We start from the raw sequence: 26761 nt of genomic DNA, 5'->3' as shown, positions 1-26761 counted from the left end.
GAAAACCGGCTTCCACTTTTCGGAGATACGCTGTAGCAAATGCAGTTTTCTACCACCCCATCGGGTGATGGTCGCTGAAGAAACCGCCGTTTGGCCCGGCTTCTGGCAGAGTGGCGAGCCATATTCCGGTTTCGGCACCTTGCTCTGGTGTTCGTGGTGCAGTTTCACCGCCCATTCGGGTAGCGACCCATCCTGGGCACATGGAGTTGATCTTCACGCAAGACGGCAGTTCGCGGGAAAGCGCAAGGGTTAGGGCATTGAGCGCTGCTTTCGCCACGCCATAAGCGCCGGGGCCAGCCAGCCCTTCAGTGAAAGACCCCCAGTTGGAGCTCATGTTCACAATGCGCCCGTATTGCCTGTCGATCATAGCAGGAGCTGCACGTCGGATCAGGTGATACGGACCATGCACCATCACTTGCATGCTTTGTTCAAACTGTGCAGGGTTTTCCAGCATCGGTTCTTCATAGAGAACACCTGCATTGTTCACCAGAACATCAATAATCCCAATGTCATCAAAGGCCTGATCGATGGAGCGCAAGTCCGCAACATCCAGATGCACATGCCCGCAGTCAAGCTGCTTGGCAGCTTCTGCGCCTGCTTCCGCATTGCGCGAGCCGATAATGACGTCAAGACCTTCTTTTTTCAGTCCTTTTGCGATGGCATACCCAATGCCCCTGTTACCACCGGTAATCAACGCACGTCTGGCCATCTGGCACCTCTGATCAGTTCACACCAACATTCATCTGCAATTAAATAAGTAATTCATTTTTATATGATCATCAAGGCTCGCCAATGAGAAAGTGATCAGGGTCTTTTCCCTCATCCAAGTTGTAGGCAAAACGGAAGGGTTCTGGGTTAAAGTACTCGCGATAATACTGAATTTTACCATGAGGCACGTGGAACAAACCGCCATAGATCTGGTTGTATTCCCGTCCTGTGGTCAGTATCTCGACCTCACCCGTAAACTCCGCAAAGACCCATTCAGGCGATATCATCGGGTAGAATTTCAGGTTGGAGGTGAAATCCGCTTCTCCGGCATTTTCCGGCCACGCGCTGTAGTGCTTGATCAGGTTCGCCTTGCCTTCCACCACATCCGGAAAGCCATCAGGCGAGTAGGGCATATCTTGCACTGCCTTTTCCGACCAGACATCGGCAAGCGCCTCCATATCCTTATTTTCCAAAGCCTTGAGGAACTTAACGACAGCAGCTTGCGCCTTGCGTCGTTTCAGGAAAGCAGGTGGATGGGCCTTGGCTCTGCTCTTGGCTGTCTCCAGTATATCACCATTGCCATTCTCACTCTTCAGCACAAAACTATGCTTGAAGATACGCCAGTGATTGCTGCGCTTATGCAGGCGGAACTGATAGAGGCCCTCGACCTCCCAAACCTTGTCACCAACATACAGCTGCCCCGCAACCGAGCACGAGGCGTTGGCAATACCTTCCTCGATGCGGATATTGAAATCATTGAGAGAATGGCGCATCAGATCAAACCCCGGCAGCAGCTCTGCCCAGTCCATCAACTGTTGTTCCCGTGTCTTCTTATGCGCTGTGCCACCAAGCAGCGAGCTGTAATCCATCTCCACGTGGTCGCTATAAAGCAGGCCAAGGCTCTCATAATCCCCCCGATCAAAACAGTTCACAACGCCTTCCAGCACCGTGGTTATGGCGGCGGTGTCTTTTGCTGTTTCAAGGTCAGACGGGTCGCTCATCAAAGATCCTGTTCAAAGCGTGGAAAGGAAGTGCTCAGCGACAGCTTCCAAAGCCCGGTCAATGGGTTGGGTCTTGTCATAAAAGTCAAACTGGCTGACATCCTCAAACCACAACGTGGTCGCCCGGTCACCCATACGTCGCGCAAACTCCTTTGCGCCTTTGGGGATCGCGGCAGCCTCACTGTGCACAATCAGGGTTGGTTGATTTTGCTTGTCCGCCGTGTGCACTCCGTCAAACGTCAGCCATGCTTCCCACGAGGCCAGATTGAACTTGTTGTCAAACTCCGGGATCAGACCGCGGTCTTCCTCGGTGTAGTACTCGACGTCAAACATCAGTGCGGTGTCATCAACTTTACTCGCGGCCACGATATACCGCGGCTCTTCATGGGTCAGCGCATCGCGGCCCACCTTCATCAAGTTACTGACACCTTCCACACCGCCGTAAACCTCTGAGATAATTTCCGAATTATGAAGCCAGGGAGCGACAAGTGCCAGTGAGTGGACGTGCCGGTTTCCACCTGTTGCAGCGCTCATGTACCCTGCTGAAGCGCAAATTCCCAATCCGCAGATCCTGTCCGGATTCACATCCGGGCATCGTCCCATAAAATCAATAGCCGCGCGGATATCATCCGTCTTGCGGGCAGGGTCTTCCAGATACTTCGTTTTGCCATCATGCGCAGAAAGACCCCAGCCACGAAAATCGAATGCCAGCGCTACAAAGCCACGCATGGCAAGCTCAGAGGCGTAAAGACCAGCCATCTGCTCTTTCACTGAAGTCCAGGCTCCGGCGACCACAACCCCGGGAAGCTTGCCGTTGGGAGGTCTTTTTTTTGGAAGGTAGAGATCCCCATGCAAGACTTCACCGTGACACTCAAACTCCACGGGCCGTACTTCAACCTTGTCCAGATTATTACCGAGCTTCTTCCTCTCAGGCATTGGCTGATCCTTGGTTCTTTGCGCAATTGTTAAAGACTAGGATCAGCCAAAGACCAAAACAGGCCTTTAACAGGCAACATGGGCTTGTCCGCATCGTAAAAACGTAACTGCACGAACACTGCAAAATCGCTTAAACTCCTAGCAGACCAGAGCCAGACGCTGGGTCATTCGCACAATCCATTGATTGTATTTTAGAATTAGCTAAATTATATATTGCTTTCTTAGCCGGCTACTCCCATATAAGCCGTGTTGCAGAAACGAGGCCTGAGATGAACGAGAAAGTCGCGCACTGGAATGCGGTTTATGATGCTCGCGAAGAAGAGTATCTGACCTGGTATGAGACCCAGCCAACACTGTCTTATCAACTCGTCACCCAGCATCTCAAACTGGGCGAAACCTTCATTGATGTGGGCGGTGGCGCTTCCAAACTGATAAGCATACTGCACGCTGCAGGTTATGGACCGCTTGCCGTTCTCGATATCTCATCTGTCGTGCTGGACGCTGGCAAAGAGCGTCTTGGCGGCGTTGCGGATGATGTAGAGTGGATCAACGCAGACATCACCACCTGGACACCAGACAAGACCTATCAGGTCTGGCATGACCGCGCTGTCTTTCATTTCCTCACGGAGATTGAAGACCAGAAAGCCTATATAAACGCGCTGGTTAAGGCTGTTCCCGTTGGCGGCACTGCAATCATCTCCAGCTTTGCTGAGGATGGTCCTGAGAAATGTTCCGGCCTTCCTGTGCAGCGGTACTCTTCGCGCACACTTGCCGCGAAACTCCAGGCGCTTGCGCCGGGTGTCTTTGCGCTGACGGATGCCCAAACGCATACTCACATTACGCCAAAGAAAAACCAGCAGAATTTCCAGACAAGCGTGTTCGAGCGCGTTGCGTAATATGTAAAAGACCGACTTGAGAACCCTGTAAGCCCCTATTAGAACGGCGGAATTCAGCAAGCGATCTATATTTATCAGAAATCATAGATGGCGATTTACCATCATCTTGGCAAAATGTTGTCCCATCATGTGTTTCTAATCAGACTGCTTGCAGAGTTGAGTATGTAGCAGGCGACGATTTGGGAAAGAGGCGAATTATGAGTGATACGAACAGGTCCCACTCCGAGTATTCAGAGGACTTCCTTGTACCTGCTTCCAAATCTTCCATTCTCGAAGCCGCTATAACCTGCTTTGAGAAGTTCGGTTACTTTGAGACCACTTACGCTGATATCGCCGCAAACGCTGGCCTGAAGGTAAAGGATGTAACGCAGGTCTTTCCTACGAAAGATCAGGTACTTGCTGAATACATCACCACCTATGAAGATGCCCTGCGCATTCAGCTGGATGACCATGACAAGAACGAGGAAACACAGCTGCAGCAGATTTACTTCATCTGCAAAACAGCGCTGATTTTCCTGCGGACCCACAGGGTGATCACCGCGATCTGGTTTGAGTTCTATCGCCACAACGTGGCCAAGGTGGTTCTGCGCCGTTTCTTCGGGCAGATCAAAGCCCGGCTTTCCGATCTGGTTAAGGAAGGCATAGAGCAGGGTAACATCAAAGAGAAAGACGAGCACGACGTGGTGGAAGCTATAATCGCTCTCGTCGAAGGGACTTTGATCATTTCCCGTCTTGAAGAGTCGACAGACTTCGAACAGCGCTTCGACAATTCATGGTCGATCATGGAAGAGGGGCTGCGGGCATAACTCAGCCCCGGCCTTCACCCCAATCATCAACAATCCCCGCTGGTCCACTCAGGGAATTACCCGCATTGAAGTCCTTGTGAATAGACGTCATAAGGGATATTCCGAAGTGGGCTAGACGACCGGTCTATTTTTAATTAAAACACACCATATGAAGATGAAGAAAAGCGAAGCCACAAGACTACACATCTTGGAAACCGGACGTAAGTTGATAGCAGAGCAGGGTTTTTCCAGCATGGGCCTGAGCGTACTGTTAAAAACCGCCGGCGTTCCGAAAGGCTCATTCTATCATTACTTCGAGTCCAAAGAGCACTTTGGTTGCGTACTCGTCCAACAATACCTAGATGAATATATGAGAAGCTTGGATGCCCTGCTTGCGACAGAGGCTCTAAGCATGCGTGAAAAGCTGTTCCAGTACTGGCACCTTTGGGAGAACTATCAGCACTCCGAGGATGCATCAAAGCACTGTCTGATCGTAAAGCTAAGCGCGGAAATAGCAGACATTTCTGAAGATATGAGAGAGCTGTTGGCCCAGATGACCACCAGAGTAGAGAAACGTTTAGGCGACATCATAGAAGCCGGCATCAAAGACGGTTCTATGGCACCCAAGTTAGAAGCCAGAATGGCCGCTCAGGTGCTCTACCAGATGTGGCTCGGCGCCAGCCTCATCGGAAAAGTTACACGAGATAAGAAACCACTCCAGAAAGCACTGGAGGTCACAGAAATAATGCTGCCTGCTGCATAACGCCATCAACCCGTATGAACCCTAGTCCATCAGACGCCAGTCCAAAATCTAAGGTGAAGATATGAAAGTCTTCTATGACACTGACACTACAGCAGAAAACGGACGCTCCGCCAAACCGACGTTGAGCGACGAAGCTGCTAAAATTCGAGTGACCCCTCCAGGAGTTGAAGGCCCTGGCATTACACCGGAAGAACTCTTCGCAGTAGGTTATGCCTCTTGCTTTGAGCATTCGCTAAAAATGGTTTCCGGACACAAGGAATACCCGTTGAACTCCATTGAGGTGCGTGCCGAAGGCAACGTTATCGAAAAAGCAGAGGGTGGATATGTGCTGGATATTGACCTGCACCTGGAATTCTCTGGTTTGACCCGTGAGCAAGCCGATGACGTGATCCAGACAGCACACACGCTTTGCCCGTACTCCAACGCGATTTGTGGCAATGTGGACCTGCGCGTTTACACCAAGCTGAATTCATAAAATCTAATAATAACAAAGCATTACTGACATTAATTGAGGAACCTGAAATGCCGCAGAATACCGAAGTGAACCGCCAGATTGTGCTGGCGGAACGCCCTGTCGGGGCTCCAACATCCAAAAACTTCCGTCTTGAAGAAGCCGCTATCCCGACACCGGGTGAAGGCGAGATGCTGCTGCGTACGGTTTATCTGTCTCTGGACCCGTATATGCGCGGTCGTATGAGCGATGCCAAATCCTATGCAGATCCGGTTGAAATTGGCGATGCTATGGTCGGCGGAACTGTTTCTGTGGTGGTGAAATCCAACCTGAAGAACTTCAGCGAAGGCGACTGGGTGGTGAGCCTGGGTGGTTGGCAAGACTACTCAATTTCCAACGGCGAGATGGTTTTCAACCTTGGCAAAGAGCCAGCAATGCCATCCTGGGCACTGGGCATTATGGGTATGCCGGGCTTCACCGCCTACGCTGGCCTGTTGGAAATTGGCGAGCCGAAACCGGGTGAAACCATTGCTGTTGCAGCAGCTTCCGGCCCAGTTGGCGCAACCGTTGGCCAGATCGGCAAGATCAAAGGCTGCCGCGTTGTTGGCATCGCAGGCGGTGCGGAAAAGTGCAAGCACGCCGTTGATAACCTAGGTTTTGACGTTTGCCTTGACCGCAACTCTCCAACCTTCGCGCAGGATCTGAAAGCCGCTTGTCCGGACGGAATTGACGTTTATTTTGAGAACGTTGGCGGTGCTGTGTTTGATGCGGTTTTGCCGCTTCTCAACGCAAATGCCCGTATTCCGCTGTGTGGATTGATCTCTCAATACAACGCAACAAGCCTACCGGATGGTCCGGACCGCATGGGCATGCTGATGGGTACATTGCTGGTGAAGAAGATCCGCATGCAGGGCTTCATCATCTTTGACAGTTTCCCAAATCTTTACCCTAAATTCGCAGCGGATATGCAGCAGTGGATTGCAGAGGGTAAAGTAAAATACCGCGAGCAAATGGTAGACGGTTTGGAAAATGCGCCGGAAGCTTTCATGGGCCTCCTCGAAGGCAAGAACTTCGGCAAACTCGTCGTAAAAATCGGCGACTAATCTCTAAACGAGAACAACAAAAACAACACGAACACCAGTGCCCCGGCACTGGTGGCTACGCCCCCTATGCCTGCTGAAAGGTAGATCACAATGAACGTGCTTATGGTCCTCACATCCCACGACAAGCTGGGCAACACAGGCGAAAAGACCGGCTTCTGGCTGGAAGAGTTCGCTGCCCCTTACTACGTCTTCAAAGACGCTGGCGCGACAATCACTCTGGCCTCTCCTGCTGGCGGCCAGCCTCCGCTGGACCCGAAGAGCGACCTGCCGGATTTCCAGACTGCCGCAACAGACCGCTTTAAGGCCGATGCAGCCGCAAATGATGCTTTGGCCAACACCGTGAAACTAGACAGCGTTTCTGCTGATGCATTTGACGCTGTGTTTTACCCGGGTGGCCATGGTCCGCTGTGGGATCTGGTAGACAACACAGCCTCTATCTCTCTGATCGAGCAGCTGTATTCCGCTGGCAAACCAGTCGGTGTTGTCTGTCATGCCTCTGCCGCATTGGTCAACGCTAAGGCTGCAGATGGCTCTGCGCTGGTCAACGGCAAGAAGGTCACCGGCTTCTCCAACACAGAAGAAGACGCTGTGCAGCTGACCGACGTTGTGCCGTTGCTGGTGGAAGATGCCTTGCAGGAAAAAGGTGCAATCTATGAGAAGGGTGCTGATTGGGGCTCTTTCATTCTGGAAGATGGCAATCTGATCTCCGGCCAGAACCCGGCTTCCTCTGAAGCTGCAGCAAAAGCAATTCTGGCACGTTTGGGCTAACCCTCCAGCGTACCTCGAACATGAGAACCGGTGCGGAGTTATGCTCTGTGCCGGTTTTTTATTGTCCGCTCCATGACGGGCATAAGTCCCACTAGCTCAGATTGCGTTCCTTTGCGCGTTCGTTTGCGTTCTTTACGTTTTGCGTGCGTTGCAAAGTAAAATAAGCCGCTCTTACGCAGCCTGCCTGACACGCAGCAGAGCTTTGACCACCGCCTCCATCTTTTCCGAATAGTCCTTCGCATCTGCTGAGGTAACAAAGACCCCTTTGGCAGCCAGCACGAGGACCATGGTCGTCTCGGCAGGAAAAGGCGAGAGCTGTCTGTTTTCGATGAATTTTTCTAAGCAGTTTTCAAAACGGTCGATGGGTGTTTCTGCTCTGGATGCGACCAGCTGTAACCCGCCCTCCAATATGTCAGCCCCATGAGGCGACTGGCAGACCATCGATACATGATCCCCGCCCCACCGCTCGAACGCCTCCAGAATAGCATCCAGCGCAGCATCGGGTGGTGCGTTGTCCAACACGGCGATGGCCGTGTCATTCACCTCGGACATAAACTCCAACAGTGCCCAGTCACGCACATGATCTTTCGTCTTGAAGCGATTGTACAGCGTCTGCCGTGTGACCCCGACAGCCTCTGCCAAATCACTCATGGTTGTCTTGTGAAGGCCGTAGTGGCTGAGCAGCTCGACCACGGGCTTGTAGTTGATCATCGATGTCATTTGACTCTTTTTACATTTTTTATATAACTTGTCAAAATTGAATGACGAAAATCTTTGGTTGGGCTCGCCCCACTGAAGGAAATGGAGTGTCCCCATGAAACGCTATCGTATCGGTTATGTTGCTTTGCCCGGATTCAATGAATCCGAACTTGGTGAAATGCAGGCCGTTCTGGGTATCAATCCACTCAATCGCTCCAGCATTATTGGCGCGACCACAAAACCAGTAACTGGTCAGCATGGTCTGACCCTTGTGCCGGATCGCATCTTTCAAGACCGCACACCACTCGATGTGCTGGTCATTCCAGACATTCCGACAGCGGCACAGGATGATCCCGCCTTCCATGCATTTCTGACTGATCAGTGCTCACGGGTTGCCTACGTGGTCGCTTCAAGCGGCGGCGTTCTTGCGCTTGCCAAGGCCGATGTGTTGGAAGGCAAAGCCGCAACTGCAGATGATCAGGGAGCAAAATTACTGGCAGACTACGGCGTCAAACCAGTGTTTGAGCGCAGGCCGGTGGTGGATGGCAAATTTTACACCGCAGGTCATTCCACAGGCATGATCGAAGCTGCCTTCATGGTGCTGGAAAAGCTACGCGGCACCAGGTTTGCCAAGTTTGCAGAGCTGACACTGGAATACGACCCGCATCCTCAGTTCACCGCTCACACTCCAAAAAAGCCAGTGGAGCTGACAGCTGGCGATGCCCCAACCATCGCTATGGCACTGCCCTCAGGATGCTATTTGCCAGACTTCCTGGGGGCAGTGGAAGTTTTGAGTGCGTTCCCCAACTCTAAGCTTCATGTGGTCTCTCACGACAAAACTCCAGTGCAATGCTTGCTTGGCCCCAAGGTCGTGCCAACAACCACCTTTGCCACGTGCCCGCAGGTTGACTTCGTCATCATGGGTGCAACACAGCCAATGTTGCTGAAAGACAAGGAACTGCTGGATTTCATCCGGCGACAGGAACCTGCTGCAAAAGGCATGATTTCCGTCTGTGCAGGAACATTGGTGTATGCAGCAGCTGGTATTCTGGATGGCAAAACAGCCACCTCCAACTTCCATCACACCCCGCTGCTGGACAAACTCGGCGCAAAATCCAGCGGAACAGAGGTGGCGATTGATGGCAAGTTTTACAGCGCGGGCCCTGCCATCGGCTCCTATGAAGTCGCGCTGAAAGCAGTCCGTGACATGTATGGAATAGATGCCGCGCACCACATAGAGCAAAACGTGCTGGAATACGCACCCAAGCCAGTCTTTGGCGTCGGCTCGCCGGAAAAGGCAGGTAAGTGGCTAGCCCGTATCAGCAAATACCTCATCGCAGCAAGCTTACCCTTTTACCTGAGCGCAGGCCGCAAAGGCGCCAGATATGTCAAATCTCAGGCATCAACGCGGCTTTTGAAACCAACAAGCACTTGATCAGCCTTTGACCCTATCGCTTTTCAAAGACAACGGAACACTGAGTGAGTTGGCCGAGTGTACACTCCACACCCTACGCTTCCCTTGGCCAGCAAGCATACTGGAGCACTCAAGCCGCTCCAGTATGCACTCCCGTTTAATCAGAATTTATAGGATACGCGCCCGAAGAAGGCTGTATTTCGGGTGTTTTCGCCGTACTCTCCCAGCACACCAACAGAAGCCCCAAAGTTGCCTTTGGAGTATTCCAGTGAGGCAGAGGCACGCGCCAGTGTCTGGTCACTATCGCTGGTCACAGACGCCTTACCGTTTGCACCTGAACGCAATACATCCCTAAGTCCGCCATCACCCAAAATCTGACGCAGGCCAGCCCGCAGATTGGCTTTCAGCTCACCCTCCTGCACCTGATATGTGCCTGCCCAACCGAGGGAGGCATCAACTGAGAACTGGTGATTGTTGATAGCGTCATAGCTCATATCCGGCACACCCTGATTGTCGACGCCGAATGCGCCGCGAGAGTGCCAAAGATGGCTCAGTCCAACTTCCGGCGTGAAGATGTTGTTGCCATACTCCCAGATGTACTTGGCCGCGACACGGGTCAGCAGGTTCTGGCTGTCATAGGTTTCACTCGCCTGTGCTGAACCATCCTTATAGGTGTTGCTGGTATGATAGAACGTGCTTTGCCCGCTAAGCAGCACCGCATCTTTGCGATATGCGCCCTGTACACCAAAGCCATAGGTATCGACCGTTTCTTTGGCCTGATCATAGATACCGTTGAAATCCAGTGCACTGTGACCGTAAAAAACGTTCGCTCCAACAATCAAATCCGGCGAAACGACACGGTTGTAACCTGTCACCACACCTGTGGTGCTGGCGGAGTAGCCCAGATCACCATCCAGATTTTGCTGATAAAGATGAAGAGGGGCTGCATAAAACACACCATACTGCTCAGCAAGGTGTGGCTGGCTTACCATATCAGCAACAGCTTTTTCTGCATCTGATGCCGGCTTACCGTCATAGGCCAGCAGCAAACCTTCTCCGCTGGCGCTGTCTCCCTTTAGCATCAGGTCTGTCAGCAACCCTTCACCAATGCGCTGCGTGGCATCAATCACCCCACGCTGCTGCTGCGCGACCAGCTGCGGACTGGAGACTTTCGGCGCATATCTGAAGATCACCTCTTGATTGGTGGTACCCCAACTGCTTTCAACAGCCTCAGCACTCCAGCCATGGCCAACAACACCGCTTGCATCCAGTTGAGTAAACTGCTGAACATCCTGACCAGCAACGAGATCCGGGATCTCATAGGCCACATCTATCTTCGTCGAGTTGGAAAAGTGCACATGCAGCGTGGCATTGTTGAACGTCACATTGTTGGGATCATCCGCCTGGATGGTCCCGCTGAAGTTCTCATCCAAATCATCCCGGAAGAGGATGCCATAGGAGTTTACGGTCAACGCATTTGATCCGGCATGCACCTGATGGGCCTCGGACCCCGCTCCGCCAGTTGCGGTTGCTACAATCAAACCGCTGTTGTTGAGGGCCGTTGTGCCGTTGAGCACAACACCATAGGCGAGGGCTTTATCCTGCGTTCCGTTGGCCGTACCAGCCGTGGCAGAAACTTCAATCAGGTTTGTATTGGTGAACTCACCTTTAACACCGGAGCGCGTTGTGCCTTCTATATATCCGATACCGAAGGCACGTGCCGCGCCGTTGGCTTTCGCCGCATTCAGGCTTTGTGCTGTTCCACCAAAGGCCCGTACGAAAATCGTCCCACTGTTGGCTTCCGCATCCCCCTTGATCCCGATCGCGAGACCTTCGGCATTTGCGGTTTTGTCGCCTCCCGTGGTGGCAGTTTTGCCTTCGGCTCGTGCTTCGATCCAGCCTTTGTTCTCACCGCCAAGTGAGCCATCAAGACCTGACACGTCGGCATAGCCATAAGCGTTACCACCCACTGAACTTGCAGTTCCGCCGGTTGCCCTCGCAACAACGACACCCAAATTATCGGTAGTCACATTCGGGTCCGTGTTACGAATGCCGTTGTAGACACCAATCGCTTCAGCAGACGCACTCGCATTCCCGATGCTGGTAGTTGTCGCAGAGCCGCCCTCCGCCAACGCAAAGATGCGACCTTTGTTGGTCCCACCAAGTGCCCCAAAAATCCCCATAACACGCGTCGTTACTGAAGCATGGCCGGTTCCGACAGCCTCGGCGATTCCACCATTACCTTCAGCTCGAATCAAACCAGAGTTATCTTTAGTCAGCCCATTGTTGTTGGCATAAACATTTGCACCCGCTTCGGCGGAAGTAGCGCCATTGGCTGTCGCTGTCCCGCCCTGACCAAATGCAATAACATCGCCGCTGTTGCTGCCGTTTATGTAATCGTTGACACCAACAGCAATGGCAATTGCATCAGCACCATCCCCCGTGGTCCCATCGCTAATCGCGGTTCCGGCAAAAGCTTCAACGCGAATTACACCAGAGTTGTCGCCTTCGAGCCTGTTTTCGAGACCAAAAGCAAACGCATTGGCGTTGGCTATGAGGCCAGAAGCGGTTCCGGCACGAGCACGAATATTAATCTCACCCGAATTATCATCATTCAGGTTGAATTTTGTACCAGAGGCTTGAGCAGATGCATCCGCATTTCCGTTTTCAGAGGTCGCCTTAGCATCCCCCCCGGCAGCATTCACGAGAATGAGACCGCTGTTCGCTTTGATATTTCCACTCACACCCACCGCCAGCGTTTTGGAGTTCGCAGCAGCACTGCCGGTCGTTTCTGACTGACCAGCACTCGAAATCACGCTTATCCGGCCCGTGTTACCAACCTGAAGATCTCCCTGGATGCCATAGGCATCAGCAGCGGTTATGGCTTCGCCATCCGCTGCGGTCGCTTTGGTGTATCTGTTATCAGCATCGACAAGAATGAAGCCACTGTTGCCTTCAACATGACCCTTCACGCCAACCGCAAGTGATTGGGAATTTGAAGTAGCACTACCGGTCGTCTCTGACCGACCAGCACGTGAGGTCACATCAATCTGACCCGTGTTACTCCCTCGAAGATCTCCATGGATGCCATAGGCGTCAGCAGCAGCTTTGGCTGTTCCACCTGCTGAGATCGCTGTGGCATTTCTGTTATCAGCATCAACAAGGATAGTCCCGCTATTCGCTTCCGCATCCCCTTTTACGCCGATAGCAAGAGCATATGCATCAACATCTCCTGCACCTTCAGAGGTAGCCTGACCTCCTTTAGCGAGAATGCTGATCAAACCTTTGTTGGCCCCTTCAAGATCGTTGTCGATGCCAGTGATATCAGCATCAGCATCCGCGGCTCCTGAGGCGGATACAGCTATTCCAGCATGGCCCTCAACCTTGATGGTGCCGATGTTGTCTCCCTCAACATCCAGATAGGTGCCAAAGCCCTCAACGCTCGCATCTGCCTTACCGCTTCCGTTGGCTGTGGCCGAACCTGCCTGCGCATAACTGGAAAGCGTTCCCAGGTTGTCGCCCATCAATCGGCCATCAATGGCCTTCACATTCACTTTTACACTGGCTTTGCCAGTGCCCGATGTGGTTGCACTTTGACTGGTGCCTTTGACCGAGATTGTCCCGATATTGTCTATTTCCAGCGTACCTTCAACACCATCAATGGTGATCGCTGCATTCGCACCGCTGTTCGGGTTTGCACTGCTATCCGCAAGACCGCCGCTGACTTCAACAGCAATCTCACCAGAATTGTTCTGGGCAATATCGCCTTTAATGCCACGGATGGTTATTTCTGCACTCGCATCATTCCCGATAGCCTCGCCGCCGGTCACACTCACCTGCAATTGCCCGGAGTATTCTGCGATTGGGCCAGTGATCACTTGCATGTCCAGCGCAGCATCGTTGGGCGCGGTCTGAGGTGCAGTGATATGAACCGTCTGCGCCATAAGCGGTGCTGCGATGACGATGTTTGAAACAAGCGCAAATATGGAAACACTGCTCAAACTGCGAGATTTATAAGTCACGGCCCCACCCCAACTATTTTATATTCGTATTTTTAACGATAGTTACAGATGCTCCTCTCACACATCAAGGCGGACGCTTGGTCATCCACGCCTATATTAGTTATTGCGTATTTTAGGATGTACTCCATTAAACTGCTACTTTAGGTTTTTTATATCTCTGATTTCGCGTATGCCCGGGTTCAAATTCTTGACATTTGACGCCAAAATCATAATATAGTGCCATATGTCATTGTGCTATTCAGCTGGTTTGATGAGAGGGAAGATGCCTAGCCTTCGTAAGATTGAACAACCTCTGGCTCCCGGTGGACCAAAGTTTACCGAGGAAGAAGTGCATGCCATGCAGCGGGCGGTGATCAACTTGTTTGAGCGCTGGCAGTTGACGGATGAGCAGGCCACTTTGCTGCTGGGAGACATTGCCAAGCGCACCTATCAACGCTGGAAGACCAGACACTATGGCCGTGTCAGCGTGGACCTTGCGGCGCGCCTGTCCAATCTGCTTGGCATTCACAAGGCACTTCGCTTGCTGTTCAGCGATACCAACCGCGGGTATGGTTGGGTGAAACGCGCTAATACAGACTTCGGCGGCAGATCTGCCCTTGAAATTATGATGGGCGGGCAACTCACGGACTTAATGCGCGTGCGCAGATATCTTGATGCGCAGCGAGGCAACTGGTGACCACATTAACTTTGGTGGAGACGGACCTGAAAGCTCCTGAAACACATGTCAGCTGGCCCAAGTATTATCGGTTGGTCAACTCGGCTTACCCACCCATAGATTTGTTTGAAGACATTGCCGATCCCGCAGATTGGGAACTTTTGGCCGCTGCAGAGAGCCGCACCAATCCGCGCCTTGCAGAAACCATTGGCAATCTGGATCTTGTACCCGTTGAGCGGCGGGTCAATGGAATGGGCTCTTCCTATCTGATGGCGCCGTTCACCCATGCTTCTCCTGACCGGGCTGGCCGTTTCCATGATGGGTACTTCGGTGCTTTTTATGCTGCCAAGTCTTTTGAAACCGCGCTGTTCGAGACTGTGCATCACACCGGAAATTTTTATGCCGCCACGCAAGAGGCACCCGGCTGGATTGCGCAGATGCGCGAGTTGATCGGCAGTGTTGAGGCAAAACTTGCTGACGTAACAGATCCTCGTTTTGAAGTTCTCCTCCACCCGGATGATTACAGCGCTTCTCAGGTTTATGCACGCAAGCTGCTGGAAGAGGGCGGCGATGGCATTCTCTACCCAAGTGTGCGGGACGAGAGCGGGTTGTGTATTGCTGCGTTTTATCCCGATGTGGTGGAAGCTCCACTTCAGGCCCGGCATTTCAGCTATCACTGGAGCGGTGAGGCGATTGATATGATCAAGGACCTGAACTCAGGCGAAGTCTTCGAGATCGCTGATTAGCCGCCAACACCCTACAAAATAAGCTAGATTTTCCACGCAGATTCCCTAGCGTCAAAAATTGCAGTTTTGCGACTTTTATTTCCAGAAAGAACAGCGCCACGCAGGTTTGGGCCACTAGCATCGCACTATTGATTTTATAAGGACAATAATTGTGAGCTTTTTCAGCAGTAGCGGCGGAACCTACAGCTTCTCCAACTACAGTGTTGCAAAGTATATAGGCAATGCGTCGTCGTCGATCAGCACTCGTGTCAACCAGAGTGTTTTGTCACCGGATGATGAGTCGAAAGACAAGACAAAGACGCCTGACTTAAAGCCGACCCCGGATACTGCCGTTGATGCACGTGCTAAGCTGACCGATCTTTATGGCGACCTTGATACGACCTCCAGCAAGTACAAGGATGACATCGAAGCGTTTCGTAATGACATCTTTGATGATCTGGAGTTTGACCGCGAAACCCTCCACCTGATCGCCAGCAATGAAAACGGCTATTTCTCTGATGAAGAGATAGAGGCCGCAAAGCAAGTGATGCAAGAGCAGCTTGACGAGATCCTGAAGAAAGACGCTCCCGAGGATGGACCAACTGCCGACAATTATCTGTCTCTTTTGAAGTATCTGGAGGAAGAAACCTCCGCAGAAGAGCAAAAGTCCTTCGAGTGGGCAGAAAGCAAAGCCAGCGCTCAGGCCGCTTATAAACGACTATCCGGTGGTAAGGAGAGCGACCTCTTTTCAAATGATCCGGTCGTCAACTTGCTCACCAAAGCCCATGAAGACCTGTTCGACGTGCAGAAAACCAATCCTGACGCAAAACTGGAGTCCATGTCCGCCTACGATTCCGCTCAGTACCAATGGGAACGGAATAACAACAGCTACGACGCTTACACCTCACCGGATGCCTGGTGGAAGTAGCTTTCAGCAAAACCTGACGCCCCCTGCCGCAGACTGTGGCAGGGATCAACCAATGTGCTGGCACTGAAGAAGCATGGGGACGTCCTTGCCCCAGAAGTCGATAAACTCTTCCAGAGGGTCAAAGCCAACGGACGCGTAGAACTTCCGCGTTTCCGCATACTCTGCATTTTCGCATGAGGGGCCGAGTGTTTTGACGGTCAGATACGTCGCGCCACAGTATCTTGCATAGCGTTTGGCCAGCTCTACAAATGCTCGCCCAATCCCCTTCCCATGATGCTCTGATCTGATCGCCAGCAGGTGAATATCAACGGACGCGTGACTGGTTTGCGTCAGCGCCATAAGACCAAGCTTTTCACCACCTGCCTGCGCTATGAAGACGGGCCTCGTTTTAACATCCTCCAAGTAATCCTTGTAGACATCATACGGGCCGAACCACCCAGGTAGATCTGAGAGGATTGCATCGCAAAGCGCAGTGCATTCGATTTTGCAGGGAAGTTCTGTTAGCTGGAAATTCTCAGACATAGTGCAGATGACACTCACTTAAAAAAGAATGATCCAACTGTGCGGCAGTGGCTGCGCTTCTGTCAAACTGCACGTCTGCAAACATGCAGTTTGAGCCTGAAACTTCTCTGGCAGTCTCATAGATCGCGGCACATACAAAAATGGCCCGGTGAACAAACCGGGCCATTCTTTTGAAAACTGTGTTTTCTCTTATTCAGCCGGGGCTTTTTCCGTGTCCTCAGTCTCACCATCTTCGGAGAAGAACTCCTTGGTGAGCTTGAAGACGATCGGGCTGAGAAGTGCCAGCGCGATCAGGTTTGGAATAGCCATCATCGCATTCAGCGTGTCAGCCAGCAGCCAGATGAAGCTCAGCTCTGCAGTCGCACCGAAGTAGATCGCAACCACCCAGAGGATGCGGTATGGCTTGAGCGCACGAGGCCCAAAGAAGAAGCCAACGCATTTCTCGCCGTAAAAGCTCCACCCCAAAATGGTGGTGAATGCAAACACTGAGAGCGAGATCGCAATCAGGTAGCCACCAACACCTGGCAGAGATGTTTCAAATGCCAGAGAGGTGAGCGCTGCACCGGAGGAGCCAGAGGTCCACACACCGGATGCCACAATCGCAAGACCAGTGATGGTACAAACGATGATGGTGTCGATGAACGTGCCGAGCATTGCGATCAGGCCCTGATTAACAGGGCTCTTGGTTTCAGCAACCGCGTGAGCGATTGGCGCAGAACCCAGACCAGCTTCGTTAGAGAAGACGCCACGAGCAACACCAAAGCGGATCGCAGCCCAAACAGCAGCACCAGCAAAACCACCTTCAGCAGCTGTAGAGGTGAATGCCTGAGCAAACACTGTCTGCACAGCAGCACCAATGGAATCGATGTTGATGATCAGAACAACAAGGCCAGCTGCGATGTACGCAATAGCCATGAACGGAACCAGCTTGCCGGCAACGTTACCAATGCGCGTTACTCCTCCCAGAATAACAGCAGCGGTGAGTGCCATCAGGACAACAGCGGTTGCCTGTGCCGGAATGCTGAAGTTTTCATTCAGAACGTTCGCAACACTGTTGGCCTGCACGCCGTTACCGATGCCGAACGCGGCAACAGCGCCGAATGCAGCAAAGGTTGGCGCAAGCCAGTACCACTTACGGCCAAGACCGTTTTTGATGTAGTACATCGGGCCACCAACAAAGTTGCCAGCGTTGTCACGCTCACGGTATTTCACCGCAAGGACAGCTTCGGCATACTTGGTTGCCATGCCCACAAGAGCAGTCATCCACATCCAGAAGAGAGCGCCAGGTCCGCCCAGGAACACAGCCGTCGCAACGCCTGCAATGTTACCTGTTCCAATTGTAGCTGAAAGAGACGTCATCAACGCATTGAAGGGGCTGATTTCACCACCACCTTCGCCTTGGCGACCTTTCCAGAGCAGGCTAAAGCCCGTGCCCAACTTAAAGATGGGCATTAGTTTGAGTCCGATCTGGAGAAAAAGTCCTACCCCGAGAATGGCTATAAGCATCACAGGGCCCCAAACGATAGAATTGATTTCGCCTAGGATATTCGTCATTGTTTCCATGGTTAGCCTCCCACCATGATTTTTATTATGATTTAGTTTACATCCTCGGCATGCATAGGGAACACATCTACAATAGACCTATTTCAAACTTTTCTGTTGTTTTTCAATTAGTTAATTTCAAATTACGTAGTTTACCTACGGTCATCACGAAAAATTTTGGTGAAAATTTCGCGTCTGACGGGCGAAAATTATCGTTTTCAACCGACCACCCGGTACAGTTTTGGAAAATTCATCCCCGGAATCGTAACTTATGAGCATATTCTGATTAACTAAGATAAGAGAGTTGCGGCACTGCCCCAGGGGCAGGGGAAAATTACTCCTCCCGATAGATCTCCTGCTCGGCAAATTCCCAAAATCTGGTCACCGCGCTGTTGCTGGGTGTTGTTGGCAGGCGGGTGAGGAACAGGCTACGCGGGGCAGGGGGATCAAGCGGCAAGACTTTCACACCCTCCAGATCCTCGGGCAGTGCCAGTTCTGCAATAATAGAGCAGGCAAGGCCAGAGCGGACGACCGCCAGAATGGATGTGATCTGCTGAATGGAGTGATCCACACGCGGCTCAATATCTGACCGGCCAAACCATTTACGCACAAGCGGCTCACTGCCCCCCTTTGTCATAATGAAGGGCTGCTTTTGAAAATCTTCGGCGTTCATGTGCTGCGGCAGATCCATATAATCTGCAGTGATCGCGACAAGTCGGTCACAGGCAATGGGCAGACTCTCGAACTCCTCATCACCATCCAGTCCCGGTACAACGGCCACATCCACCTCACCGCGTCGCAAAGCTGCGATGATCTCCTGATCCTGCGCCTCACGCAATTCCAGCGCGATCCCGGGGTAGTGGCGTGAGAAGCGCTTCATGACATGAGGCAGGAGCCGTGTGGAGGCGGAAGGGCCTGAAGACCCGATGCGCACGCGCCCGCCTTTGTTCTGGCGCAGGTCATTGATGCTAGCCAGTGCATTTTCTTCCGCCGCCTGCACGCTCAGGGCATATTGAGCGATCAACTTGCCCTCATCCGTCAGCTGCACTGGCTGTGCACCGCGGCGAAGCACCTTTACGCCAAGCCGCTTTTCAAGCTCTGCGATGGACTGGCTGACGGCAGACTGGCTCACCCCCAGTTGATGCGCGGTTTTGGTGACGGAGCCAACCACCTGCAGCAAAGGCAGAGCGCGCACGGCAAGTTCTGGCAAGCGCATTGCAAAAGAATTGAGGCCATCAGGCTTGGTCATCAGGTATCACCGCACATTATAAGCTCAGCTTATTATCTTATAGTCTCTCATTAGCCTAAGACATAGCAGCAGGAAAGACCAGCCAAACCGTCAGGGAGAGCACACATGGGGATCGCGATGGCATTGCTGCCAAGTCTGGGCTTGCTGGCTTTGGGCGGCGTGTTTGGCAAACGTCTGGATCAGGCCACATGGCGCGGCATTGATACGCTGAACTTTCAGTTGCTGTTTCCAGCTCTGATGTTCTCTGCTGCAGCAGCTCGCCCCATCAATCTGGATGATGCAGCCATCATCGGATTGGGCACCTGGGGTATTTTAGGGGTTGGGCTGCTGTTGGGGTGGATGCTGCGCCCGTTTGGGCCAGCGCGTTTTCTGGACTTTGCCGCTGGCTGGCAAACCGCCTGGCGGTTTAACACGGCCATCGGGTTTGTGGCGATCAGTGCGCTGGATGCGGACAGTGCCTCGCTTATGGCCATTGCCATTGGCTTTGCGGTGCCAATGGCAAACCTGATGGCGGTGACAGCTCTTTCCATGGGCAAAGGTCTTGGCTTTCGCAAGGCTGCGGGAAAGGTGGTGCTCAATCCATTCTTTCTGGCAGCCCTTAGCGGTGTTGCGGTGGGTTTGAGCGGATATCCGCTTCCCTCAGTCCTTTCGGAAGGTCTCAATCAACTGGCTCTGGCCGCCATCCCCCTGGCATTGTTGGCGATTGGAGCGACACTTGATTGGCAGGGACTGATGAAGCTGGATATCTATACGGGTGGGTTGAACTCCATAAAACTGTTGGCCTTGCCCTGCATCGCCTGGTTTATGGTGCACAGCTTTGCCATTCCAAAAGAACAGGCATCCGTGTTGGTGCTGTTCGCAGCTTTGCCCACCGCATCAGCCGCCCATGTACTGGCCGCTGCCTTTGGTGCGGACTGCCGGCAACCGGCCACGCTGATCGCCCAATCCACGTTGCTCTCGTGCATCAGCCTGCCGCTTTGGATTGCCTTGCAAACCGGATAAGAAAACGGGCCCTGCGGTGAACCGCAGAGCCCAAGCCATTAGATAAGGAAGGTCATTCGTCATCTATGAGCACATGATGCTCATTTATGCGGCTTGTTTGAAAGCCGTAGGCTTAAATTCCAGAACCCAACAGGCTTCCAGCTTGTTTCTCTTCCATGGCAGGAAGGAGCGGATGCGGTACTTCACCTGACGAAGTTCCAGATAGTCCGGCAAGCTTGCACCGGGGCCAGCAGATTTCTGAATTAGATCTGCCCAATCCCGTGCCAGCTTGGTTGGTTCTTCGACGATTTGCATTCCGTCGCTCTTTTCTCCGGTGGTTTTGGAGATCAGCTGCTTGTAAACGGATGGGTTCAACAGAGCCTTCAAGGCACCACTCAAACCATGCAGATCTTCACCAAAGGCCTGATCATCTTCGTCAGCGATGTTACCGGCATTTTCCTTGTCTTGATCTGTTGGCTCATTCAGCACAACACTGCTGGCTTCTGTGGTGCCGTGTTCAACTTCCTTGATCACGACATTGTACTGATCCTTCTTGCCACCTTCCATCGGTGTGATTTCAACCTGGAACATGGCTGACCAAGGTTGTTCCTTCGCCCATTTCAGGATCTTGCGGATAATTGTGCCGTTGCTCATCTTGGCCATGACTTCCTTCATGGCATGGTCCTGCAAGCTGCTGATCGCATCATGTGCATTCCCATAGCTTTGCAACAGACCGTCACCCTTGGAGGTAAGGAACTCGTCCAGATGCCCTCTCTTGTCCTGAATGTCGCTGCTCTTTTGTGACTGATCTTCTCGCAGATCAGACATATTGAGAGCCAGATCGCCCAGATCACCTGCAATAGCTCGTGGCAGATTGTTGATTAGGTTAACCTCGGCAACAGTGTCAGAGGTTGGTTTTTGTTCCACAACCCAGGCCGTCTTCACGGTGTCCGTGTTGGAGAAGAAACCCTTCTTGATGTCGTGATAGCGGATTTGCTTCAAAGTCATGTAATCAGGCAGCTGATCACTGATATCCCGGCCACTTGCCTGTGCGCGGGCGAGGGTTTCACCCCAGTTCATTGCCAGATCACTTGGCTTTTCGACAAATGGCACATCATCATTGCTGGCTTCACCCGTAACCTTGGTGGTCAGGGCCTCCATCATTTTTGGTGAGCGCAAGCCGTTGAAGATCAGCTCAGGATTGGCCATGAGCTTTTCTTTGGACAGATTTCGCTGTGCCAGATCAGTGCTGCTGTCGATACCCAGACCGTCAGTGTCTTCATTTCCCGCAGCGCTGTCACGCAGCTGCGCTTCAATGTTGAAGAACTCACCCTTGGTGGTGATGTCGATATCAACGAGCTTTGCCCATGGCTGGGTGGCAACCCAGTTCATGGTCTTACGAGGGCTGTTGGTTTGGGCAAGATGGTCGTTGACCATGTTCTTGGCCATCTTCGCAAGGCCGGAGGCTGCATTCAGGGCGCGGTCGTTCTGCTCTGCCAACTCATCAACGGCAGAATCCACGGTCTGGCCAAAACTGATGGCAGACTGAACGTCGTTTGTGGTGTTCAGCGCCATACCCAGCTGCCGGGCAACAGCCATGCGGTATTCAACAACTTCCTGTTCAATTTCTTCCAGCTTTTGTCGTTCACTGTCAGAAACCGCGTTTTCCTTCGCATTGTCGATGGTGTCGCTCATAGCTTTGCCGAAGGCATGCTGGCGGTACAGCTCATTGACATCTTTGACGAGTGCATTCCCAAGCTTGACCATATTCTGGCTCATAAACACCAGCATTTCGCGGTGGGCCGGGGTCAGCTGCTTAGGGTTGGAGTTGGCAGCATTCTGCAGGAATTCATTGAAGCGGGGATCATCTGCCTGGCTGTCAAAAATTTCCTTGGTGACACTCCGGGACTCTTCCCTCAGTTCCTTCTTCAGATCACGGGTGAACTGCTGCTTGACCATCTCATCAGCTTTTTCCTGAGGCATGCCAAGAACATCTTTCACATGATGTTCCCATTTGGCGGCTGAAGGGTCAGCATAAGCTGTTGCGAGAGGGTCTTTTAAGAAATCCTCTTTCTTCTGCTGGAAGGTGCGCAAGCGGTCTAACCGCTCACGAAGCGTTTCGGATTCCGGCAGGCCAATTTCCTCAAAGACAGCATGGACCGGCATTGGCTTTGCGCCAGCGGGCCGTTCTGGAGGTGGGGTGTCGACGACGACATAGTCGCTCAAATCCGGGTCGGCAGTTCCATTGCGTTGGTCATGATTACCATGAACGCCATTGACCTGCTCGTTTGAGGTTCTTGCTGTACGGTTGGTTTCGTCCCCATCTTCCTCGGGGAAGTTCCAATGCATGTTCTGGTAGACTGCCTTGGCCCAATCGTGCTGTTCAGCATTCAACTTATTTACAGGCATGACACGTCTCCTGCTAACTAAGTTTTGTTATTGGCTAATAAAGTTGTGCTCCTCCTATCCGTTTATTTTAAGGCACGGAATAGACTTTAGTATAATAAGTTAAGACTGATTAAACCGGTCTGCTCAAATGCAAGCGGTCTAAGCATTTAAACCGACAATACCGATCACGTTTTCTCAAAAACATCAATCACATCTGCTGATAGCGCAATCAGTGAGCGGGTGCTCAATTCTCCCGGTTTGCCACGCCAGCCTGTTCAAATTTGCGGTTTATTTGAGAGACTGAAACCGCCTGTTTGCAATGAAATCTGCTTAGGATCTGCGCGAAATTGCAAAATAGAAAGTTCATGGATGTTGTATCTGGCGTCACGCATGCGATTTTCTGACCTGAGCGAGCAGCAGGTGCTGGCGCTTGCCATCTCGTCAGAAGAAGATGACGCCCGCATCTATCGGGGCTTTGCAAAACGACTGCAGGATGACTATCCGGGAACCGCCGCCGTCTTTGCCGATATGGCCAATGAAGAAGACCAGCACCGGATTGCGTTGATCGAACTGCATCAAAAACGCTTCGGCGACACCATTCCTCTGATCCGCCGCGAACATGTTTCCGGGTTTTATGCCCGAAGCCCACTCTGGCTCTCCACCCAGCTGACGCTCGATCAGATCCGCCATATCTCCGAGAACATGGAGACGGCCTCGCGCACATTCTACGAGAATGCAGAGAAGAAGAGCACAGATGCAGATACCCGCCGCTTGCTGGGCGACCTGGCAGCGGTGGAAGCGGATCACCAGAACAAAGCCCGCAACTTGTCACAAACCCATCTGGCCTCAACGGGAGAGCAGGAGGAAGAAACCGCACACCGCAAACTGATCCTGACCCTGATCCAGCCCGGTCTTGCCGGGTTAATGGATGGCTCCGTCTCCACTCTGGCCCCTGTTTTCGCCACAGCCTTTGCAACAGGCAACACATGGACCACGTTTCTTGTTGGCCTTGCAGCCTCCATCGGCGCGGGTATTTCCATGGGCTTTACGGAGGCGGTCTCGGATGACGGGCAGATTTCCGGACGAGGTTCACCTGCCTTGCGCGGTGTAGCCTCTGGCGTGATGACAGCTCTTGGTGGGCTGGGTCATACCATCCCGTATCTACTCAGTGATTTCTGGGTGGCCACGTTCATCGCGTTTTTCGTTGTGGCGGTTGAGCTCTGTGCGATTGCGTGGATCCAGAGCAAATACATGGAAACGCCGCTCTTGCGGGCGACGTTTCAGGTTGTTCTCGGCGGCTCACTGGTGTTTGCCGCCGGTGTCATTATCGGCGGTGGTTAGACGCCCCTACAGGGACGCGCCACCTTCTGCGAACACATGCAGGAATTCACGATTGACGGAAACCGGCAACATATCTCCTTCTCGCACAGTGATGGAATGATCCACCCGCATGGTGAGTGGGTCGGAGGAGAAGCTGGTTTGCAGGTAGGCGAGAGACTCTGACCCAAGTTCCTCAACCAGTTCTACCTTCGCAGAGAAATCACAGGCCTCTGTGTTGGTGATGCTCATGTGCTCCGGACGGATGCCAAGCATGATCGCTCCATTTGCTTCAGCCCTTTGTGCATCATTGATGTTGAAGCCATCCAGCTGAATTGCACCTTGTTGCGCAGTCGCCCCGATGAAGTTCATGGAAGGAGCTCCGAGGAACCCGGCCACGAACTTATTCGCCGGACGCTCATATAGATCAATCGGACGCCCGACCTGCTCAATCACACCATGGTTGAACACCACAATCCGGTCCGCAAGGGTCATCGCCTCGGTCTGGTCGTGGGTCACGTAGATGATCGTCGCACCCAAACGCTTGTGCAAACGAGCGATCTCCAGACGCATCTGTACGCGCAGGGCAGCATCCAGATTGGACAGCGGCTCATCAAACAGGAACACCTGCGGATTGCGGATGATCGCACGGCCAATCGCCACACGCTGACGCTGACCACCGGAAAGCTGACGCGGATAGCGCTCCAGCAGATGACTGATCTGTAAAGTCTCCGCCACAGTGCTCACACGGCGAGCCACCTCATCCTTCGCCATTTTGCCAAGACGCAAGCCAAAGCTGATGTTCTCAGACACCGTCATGTGCGGGAACAGCGCGTAGGATTGGAACACCATCGCAATTTCACGCTTAGACGGATGGGCGCGGGTGACGTCTTTATCAGCGATGTTGATCTGGCCGGAGGTCACATCCTCGAGACCTGAAATCATCCGCAGCATGGTGGACTTGCCGCACCCGGATGGCCCGACAAAGACAATGAACTCACCCTTTTCGACCTCAAGATCCACCCCATGGATGATCTCCAGATCTCCGAATGACTTCCTTATGTTTTTCAGTGACAAACTACTCATAATGTCCCCGATTATCCTTTCACGGCACCCATGGTCATGCCTTTGATGAAGTAGCGCTGGAAGAACAGGAATACGATCAGCGTTGGCAGGCTGGCGATCAGCGACATGGCGCCCTGAATGCCCCAGGCAACGGAGTATTGGCCCTTCATGAACACGAGCCCCAGCATGATGGTGCGTTTCTCGTCTGACTGGGTGAAGATCAGCGGCCAGAGGAAATCGTTCCAGATCCAGGTGAATTGAAGCGTCGCCAACACTGCAATGGCTGGCAGGCTGATGGGCAGCGCGATCCTGGTCAGCACCTGCCATTCATTGGCCCCTTCCAAAATCGCCGCCTCACGCAGTGGGTTTGGCACGGTGGCGAAGAAATTGCGCATCAGCAGAGTACAGATCGGAATACCCAGCGCAGTGTGCACGATGATCATCGGCCACAGCGTATCAATCAGCCCCATCAGGTTGAACAGACGGAACAACGGGATCAGGATGACCTGCGGCGGGAAGAACATGCCGGACACCACCAGCAGAAACACCAGATCACTGCCTTTGAACGGCAGCTTGGAGAACACATAACCCGCCAGCGTGCCAAGCCCGATGGAAAACGCCGTGGCAGGTGCGGCCACGAGGAACGTGTTGAGCATGTAGCCATGCACCGCCGGATTGCTCAGCACCTCAACATAGTTGCCCCAGTACATGCTGCTTGGAATGGCCCAAAGGTCACCAAGCGCAATATCCCGCGTGGTTTTAACGGAGGACAGCAGCACGCCAAAGGTTGGCGCAAGAAACAGGATTGCCAACGTAAACAGGCAGATGAAGATGACAACAGGCCACGGATTGAACCGCTTCGGCGCAACATATTCACCGCTGGCACTGCCCAGGCTAGCCGTATCAGCCATAGATTTCGTCCACCTTTTTAAGCTGTTTGAAATAGAGGCGAATGATGGTCAACGCGACGAGGAACAGCACCACAGAGATGGCGCTGCCATAACCCATCAGGTACTTTTTGAAACTCTCGTTGTACATGTGCATGGCCAGCGTATCGGAGCTGTTGAACGGCCCGCCGCCGGTCATGATGTACAGGATATCAAAGCCCTTCAGCGAGTTGATCACGCTCAGTGCCACAACAACCACGGTCGCCGGTGTCAGCAGTGGCAGGATGACGTGGCGGATGCGTTGCCACGCGGTGGCACCTTCCAGCTCGCACACTTCCAGCAGATCACCGGGAATAGCCGTCAGGCCTGCAAGATAGATCACCATGGACAGACCGGTTGCCTGCCAGGACCATGCAACAATCACGGAGTAAAGCGCGCTGTCCGGTTTTGCCAGCCATGCGTAGTTGAAGCGGTCGTTGGTGACGTACTCAATTATGGAATTCAGCAAGCCCCAGTCGGGTTGGTAGATCCACACCCAGACCTGCCCAACCACAACAGCAGAAAGACAGATTGGCAGATAAAAGATGGTTTTGAAGATCGGGCCGCCGGGCACATGGCTGTCGATCAGAAGCGCCAGCGAGAGACCAAGAATTGTTGGAAGTACCACCGCAATGGCCATCCAGATAATCGTGTTTATTGCCGCAGACATGAAGAGCCGATCGGAAAACAGCTTTCCGAAATTCTCAAAGCCAACGAAGTCATAATTGTCACTGAAACCGTTCCAGTTGGTAAAGCCGTAATAAAACGAGCTTAGGAGCGGCCAGATGATGATCAGCGCGAATACGCTGAGGGGGAGCGCCAAAAGGGCAACGCGCCAGAATGTGTTGCTTTGATTCATACCCGTCTCAGAAAAAGCCTGCCTCGCAGTGGTGCATATCTATCTCCCCCAAACCTGC

The 26761-nt window shown here is 52.8% G+C and carries 24 protein-coding genes; 12 read left to right on the top strand and 12 right to left on the bottom strand.

All coding sequences use genetic code 11. The annotated features are described in order from the left end of the window. Nucleotides 1-49: 49 nt before the first annotated feature. From PsAD46_RS09795 to PsAD46_RS09785, 3 genes are all read right to left on the bottom strand, one after another. Nucleotides 50-709: an SDR family NAD(P)-dependent oxidoreductase gene (locus PsAD46_RS09795; RefSeq protein ID WP_063306716.1), complete on the bottom strand. Its 660-nt coding sequence runs from the start codon at nucleotides 707-709 to the stop codon at nucleotides 50-52. A 70-nt stretch (nucleotides 710-779) separates the two neighbouring features. Then, on the bottom strand, nucleotides 780-1709 hold the full coding sequence (locus PsAD46_RS09790; protein WP_063306715.1) for a nuclear transport factor 2 family protein: 930 nt from the start codon (nucleotides 1707-1709) through the stop codon (nucleotides 780-782). A gap of 12 nt (nucleotides 1710-1721) precedes the next feature. After that, on the bottom strand, nucleotides 1722-2645 hold the full coding sequence (locus tag PsAD46_RS09785; RefSeq protein ID WP_063306714.1) for an alpha/beta hydrolase: 924 nt from the start codon (nucleotides 2643-2645) through the stop codon (nucleotides 1722-1724). A gap of 269 nt (nucleotides 2646-2914) precedes the next feature. On the opposite strand from PsAD46_RS09785, the gene PsAD46_RS09780 reads away from it, so the two are divergent. The 6 genes from PsAD46_RS09780 (at nucleotide 2915) to PsAD46_RS09755 (ending at nucleotide 7411) form a co-directional block, all read left to right on the top strand. Next, nucleotides 2915-3541 (top strand): class I SAM-dependent methyltransferase, encoded by a 627-nt coding sequence (locus tag PsAD46_RS09780; protein ID WP_063306713.1) that lies wholly within the window; start codon nucleotides 2915-2917, stop codon nucleotides 3539-3541. Between the two features lie 197 nt (nucleotides 3542-3738). Further along, nucleotides 3739-4347: a TetR/AcrR family transcriptional regulator gene (locus tag PsAD46_RS09775; protein ID WP_063306712.1), complete on the top strand. Its 609-nt coding sequence runs from the start codon at nucleotides 3739-3741 to the stop codon at nucleotides 4345-4347. 148 nt (nucleotides 4348-4495) lie between these two features. Next, nucleotides 4496-5089, top strand: coding sequence for a TetR/AcrR family transcriptional regulator (locus PsAD46_RS09770; protein WP_057462421.1), 594 nt, complete (start codon nucleotides 4496-4498; stop codon nucleotides 5087-5089). Nucleotides 5090-5150: 61 nt separating this feature from the next. Further along, nucleotides 5151-5564 (top strand): Ohr family peroxiredoxin, encoded by a 414-nt coding sequence (locus PsAD46_RS09765; RefSeq protein WP_082596691.1) that lies wholly within the window; start codon nucleotides 5151-5153, stop codon nucleotides 5562-5564. Nucleotides 5565-5611: 47 nt separating this feature from the next. Next, nucleotides 5612-6643, top strand: coding sequence for an NADP-dependent oxidoreductase (locus tag PsAD46_RS09760; protein WP_063287800.1), 1032 nt, complete (start codon nucleotides 5612-5614; stop codon nucleotides 6641-6643). A 90-nt stretch (nucleotides 6644-6733) separates the two neighbouring features. Next, entirely contained in the window at nucleotides 6734-7411 is a 678-nt protein-coding gene (locus tag PsAD46_RS09755) for a type 1 glutamine amidotransferase domain-containing protein (protein ID WP_063306711.1), read from the top strand. Between the two features lie 171 nt (nucleotides 7412-7582). On the opposite strand, the gene PsAD46_RS09750 is transcribed toward PsAD46_RS09755, so the two are convergent. Further along, complete coding sequence (locus tag PsAD46_RS09750; RefSeq protein WP_208981757.1) at nucleotides 7583-8131, bottom strand: TetR/AcrR family transcriptional regulator; 549 nt, start codon at nucleotides 8129-8131, stop codon at nucleotides 7583-7585. Nucleotides 8132-8225: 94 nt separating this feature from the next. Here PsAD46_RS09750 and PsAD46_RS09745 point away from each other — a divergent pair, with 94 nt between their 5' ends. Then, the gene (locus tag PsAD46_RS09745) at nucleotides 8226-9545 is read left to right on the top strand and encodes a DJ-1/PfpI family protein (RefSeq protein WP_063306709.1); all 1320 of its coding nucleotides are present in this window, start codon (nucleotides 8226-8228) and stop codon (nucleotides 9543-9545) included. 140 nt (nucleotides 9546-9685) lie between these two features. On the opposite strand, the gene PsAD46_RS09740 is transcribed toward PsAD46_RS09745, so the two are convergent. Continuing rightward, entirely contained in the window at nucleotides 9686-13546 is a 3861-nt protein-coding gene (locus PsAD46_RS09740; RefSeq protein WP_208981756.1) for an autotransporter outer membrane beta-barrel domain-containing protein, read from the bottom strand. A gap of 337 nt (nucleotides 13547-13883) precedes the next feature. Between PsAD46_RS09740 and PsAD46_RS09735 the strand changes: the two genes are divergently transcribed. From PsAD46_RS09735 to PsAD46_RS09725, 3 genes are all read left to right on the top strand, one after another. Then, a complete protein-coding gene (locus tag PsAD46_RS09735; RefSeq protein ID WP_082596696.1) occupies nucleotides 13884-14222 on the top strand; it encodes an MbcA/ParS/Xre antitoxin family protein in 339 nt (112 codons plus the stop codon). After that, nucleotides 14219-14947, top strand: coding sequence for an RES family NAD+ phosphorylase (locus PsAD46_RS09730; protein ID WP_244273191.1), 729 nt, complete (start codon nucleotides 14219-14221; stop codon nucleotides 14945-14947). The genes PsAD46_RS09735 and PsAD46_RS09730 overlap by 4 nt, the downstream gene beginning before the upstream one ends. 151 nt (nucleotides 14948-15098) lie before the next feature. After that, nucleotides 15099-15854 (top strand): hypothetical protein, encoded by a 756-nt coding sequence (locus PsAD46_RS09725; RefSeq protein ID WP_208981755.1) that lies wholly within the window; start codon nucleotides 15099-15101, stop codon nucleotides 15852-15854. A gap of 45 nt (nucleotides 15855-15899) precedes the next feature. Here PsAD46_RS09725 and PsAD46_RS09720 read toward each other — a convergent pair whose 3' ends face one another. From PsAD46_RS09720 to PsAD46_RS09710, 3 genes are all read right to left on the bottom strand, one after another. Beyond that, entirely contained in the window at nucleotides 15900-16376 is a 477-nt protein-coding gene (locus PsAD46_RS09720; protein ID WP_063306707.1) for a GNAT family N-acetyltransferase, read from the bottom strand. A 189-nt stretch (nucleotides 16377-16565) separates the two neighbouring features. Continuing rightward, on the bottom strand, nucleotides 16566-17939 hold the full coding sequence (locus PsAD46_RS09715; protein WP_063306706.1) for a sodium:alanine symporter family protein: 1374 nt from the start codon (nucleotides 17937-17939) through the stop codon (nucleotides 16566-16568). A gap of 313 nt (nucleotides 17940-18252) precedes the next feature. Continuing rightward, nucleotides 18253-19167: a LysR family transcriptional regulator gene (locus PsAD46_RS09710; RefSeq protein ID WP_063306705.1), complete on the bottom strand. Its 915-nt coding sequence runs from the start codon at nucleotides 19165-19167 to the stop codon at nucleotides 18253-18255. A 105-nt stretch (nucleotides 19168-19272) separates the two neighbouring features. On the opposite strand from PsAD46_RS09710, the gene PsAD46_RS09705 reads away from it, so the two are divergent. Next, entirely contained in the window at nucleotides 19273-20169 is an 897-nt protein-coding gene (locus PsAD46_RS09705) for an AEC family transporter (RefSeq protein ID WP_063306704.1), read from the top strand. Nucleotides 20170-20253: 84 nt separating this feature from the next. Here the strand turns inward: PsAD46_RS09705 and PsAD46_RS09700 are convergent, their stop codons facing one another. Then, complete coding sequence (locus PsAD46_RS09700; RefSeq protein WP_063306703.1) at nucleotides 20254-22557, bottom strand: hypothetical protein; 2304 nt, start codon at nucleotides 22555-22557, stop codon at nucleotides 20254-20256. A gap of 369 nt (nucleotides 22558-22926) precedes the next feature. Between PsAD46_RS09700 and mbfA the strand changes: the two genes are divergently transcribed. Continuing rightward, entirely contained in the window at nucleotides 22927-23877 is a 951-nt protein-coding gene (gene mbfA / locus PsAD46_RS09695) for an iron exporter MbfA (RefSeq protein ID WP_193758278.1), read from the top strand. Nucleotides 23878-23883: 6 nt separating this feature from the next. On the opposite strand, the gene ugpC is transcribed toward mbfA, so the two are convergent. The 3 genes from ugpC to PsAD46_RS09680 are packed head-to-tail and all read right to left on the bottom strand — an operon-like array spanning nucleotide 23884 to nucleotide 26703. Then, on the bottom strand, nucleotides 23884-24939 hold the full coding sequence (ugpC, locus tag PsAD46_RS09690; RefSeq protein ID WP_063306701.1) for a sn-glycerol-3-phosphate ABC transporter ATP-binding protein UgpC: 1056 nt from the start codon (nucleotides 24937-24939) through the stop codon (nucleotides 23884-23886). Nucleotides 24940-24950: 11 nt separating this feature from the next. Beyond that, nucleotides 24951-25829 (bottom strand): carbohydrate ABC transporter permease, encoded by an 879-nt coding sequence (locus PsAD46_RS09685; RefSeq protein ID WP_063306700.1) that lies wholly within the window; start codon nucleotides 25827-25829, stop codon nucleotides 24951-24953. Beyond that, a complete protein-coding gene (locus tag PsAD46_RS09680; protein ID WP_063306699.1) occupies nucleotides 25822-26703 on the bottom strand; it encodes a sugar ABC transporter permease in 882 nt (293 codons plus the stop codon). The genes PsAD46_RS09685 and PsAD46_RS09680 overlap by 8 nt, the downstream gene beginning before the upstream one ends. Between the last annotated feature and the right edge of the window lie 58 nt (nucleotides 26704-26761).

This window comes from Pseudovibrio sp. Ad46 (genome assembly GCF_001623065.1).
GTDB lineage: Bacteria > Pseudomonadota > Alphaproteobacteria > Rhizobiales > Stappiaceae > Pseudovibrio.
Note: the sequence above shows the minus strand (reverse complement) of the source record. Positions and strands in the feature narration are given on the sequence as shown.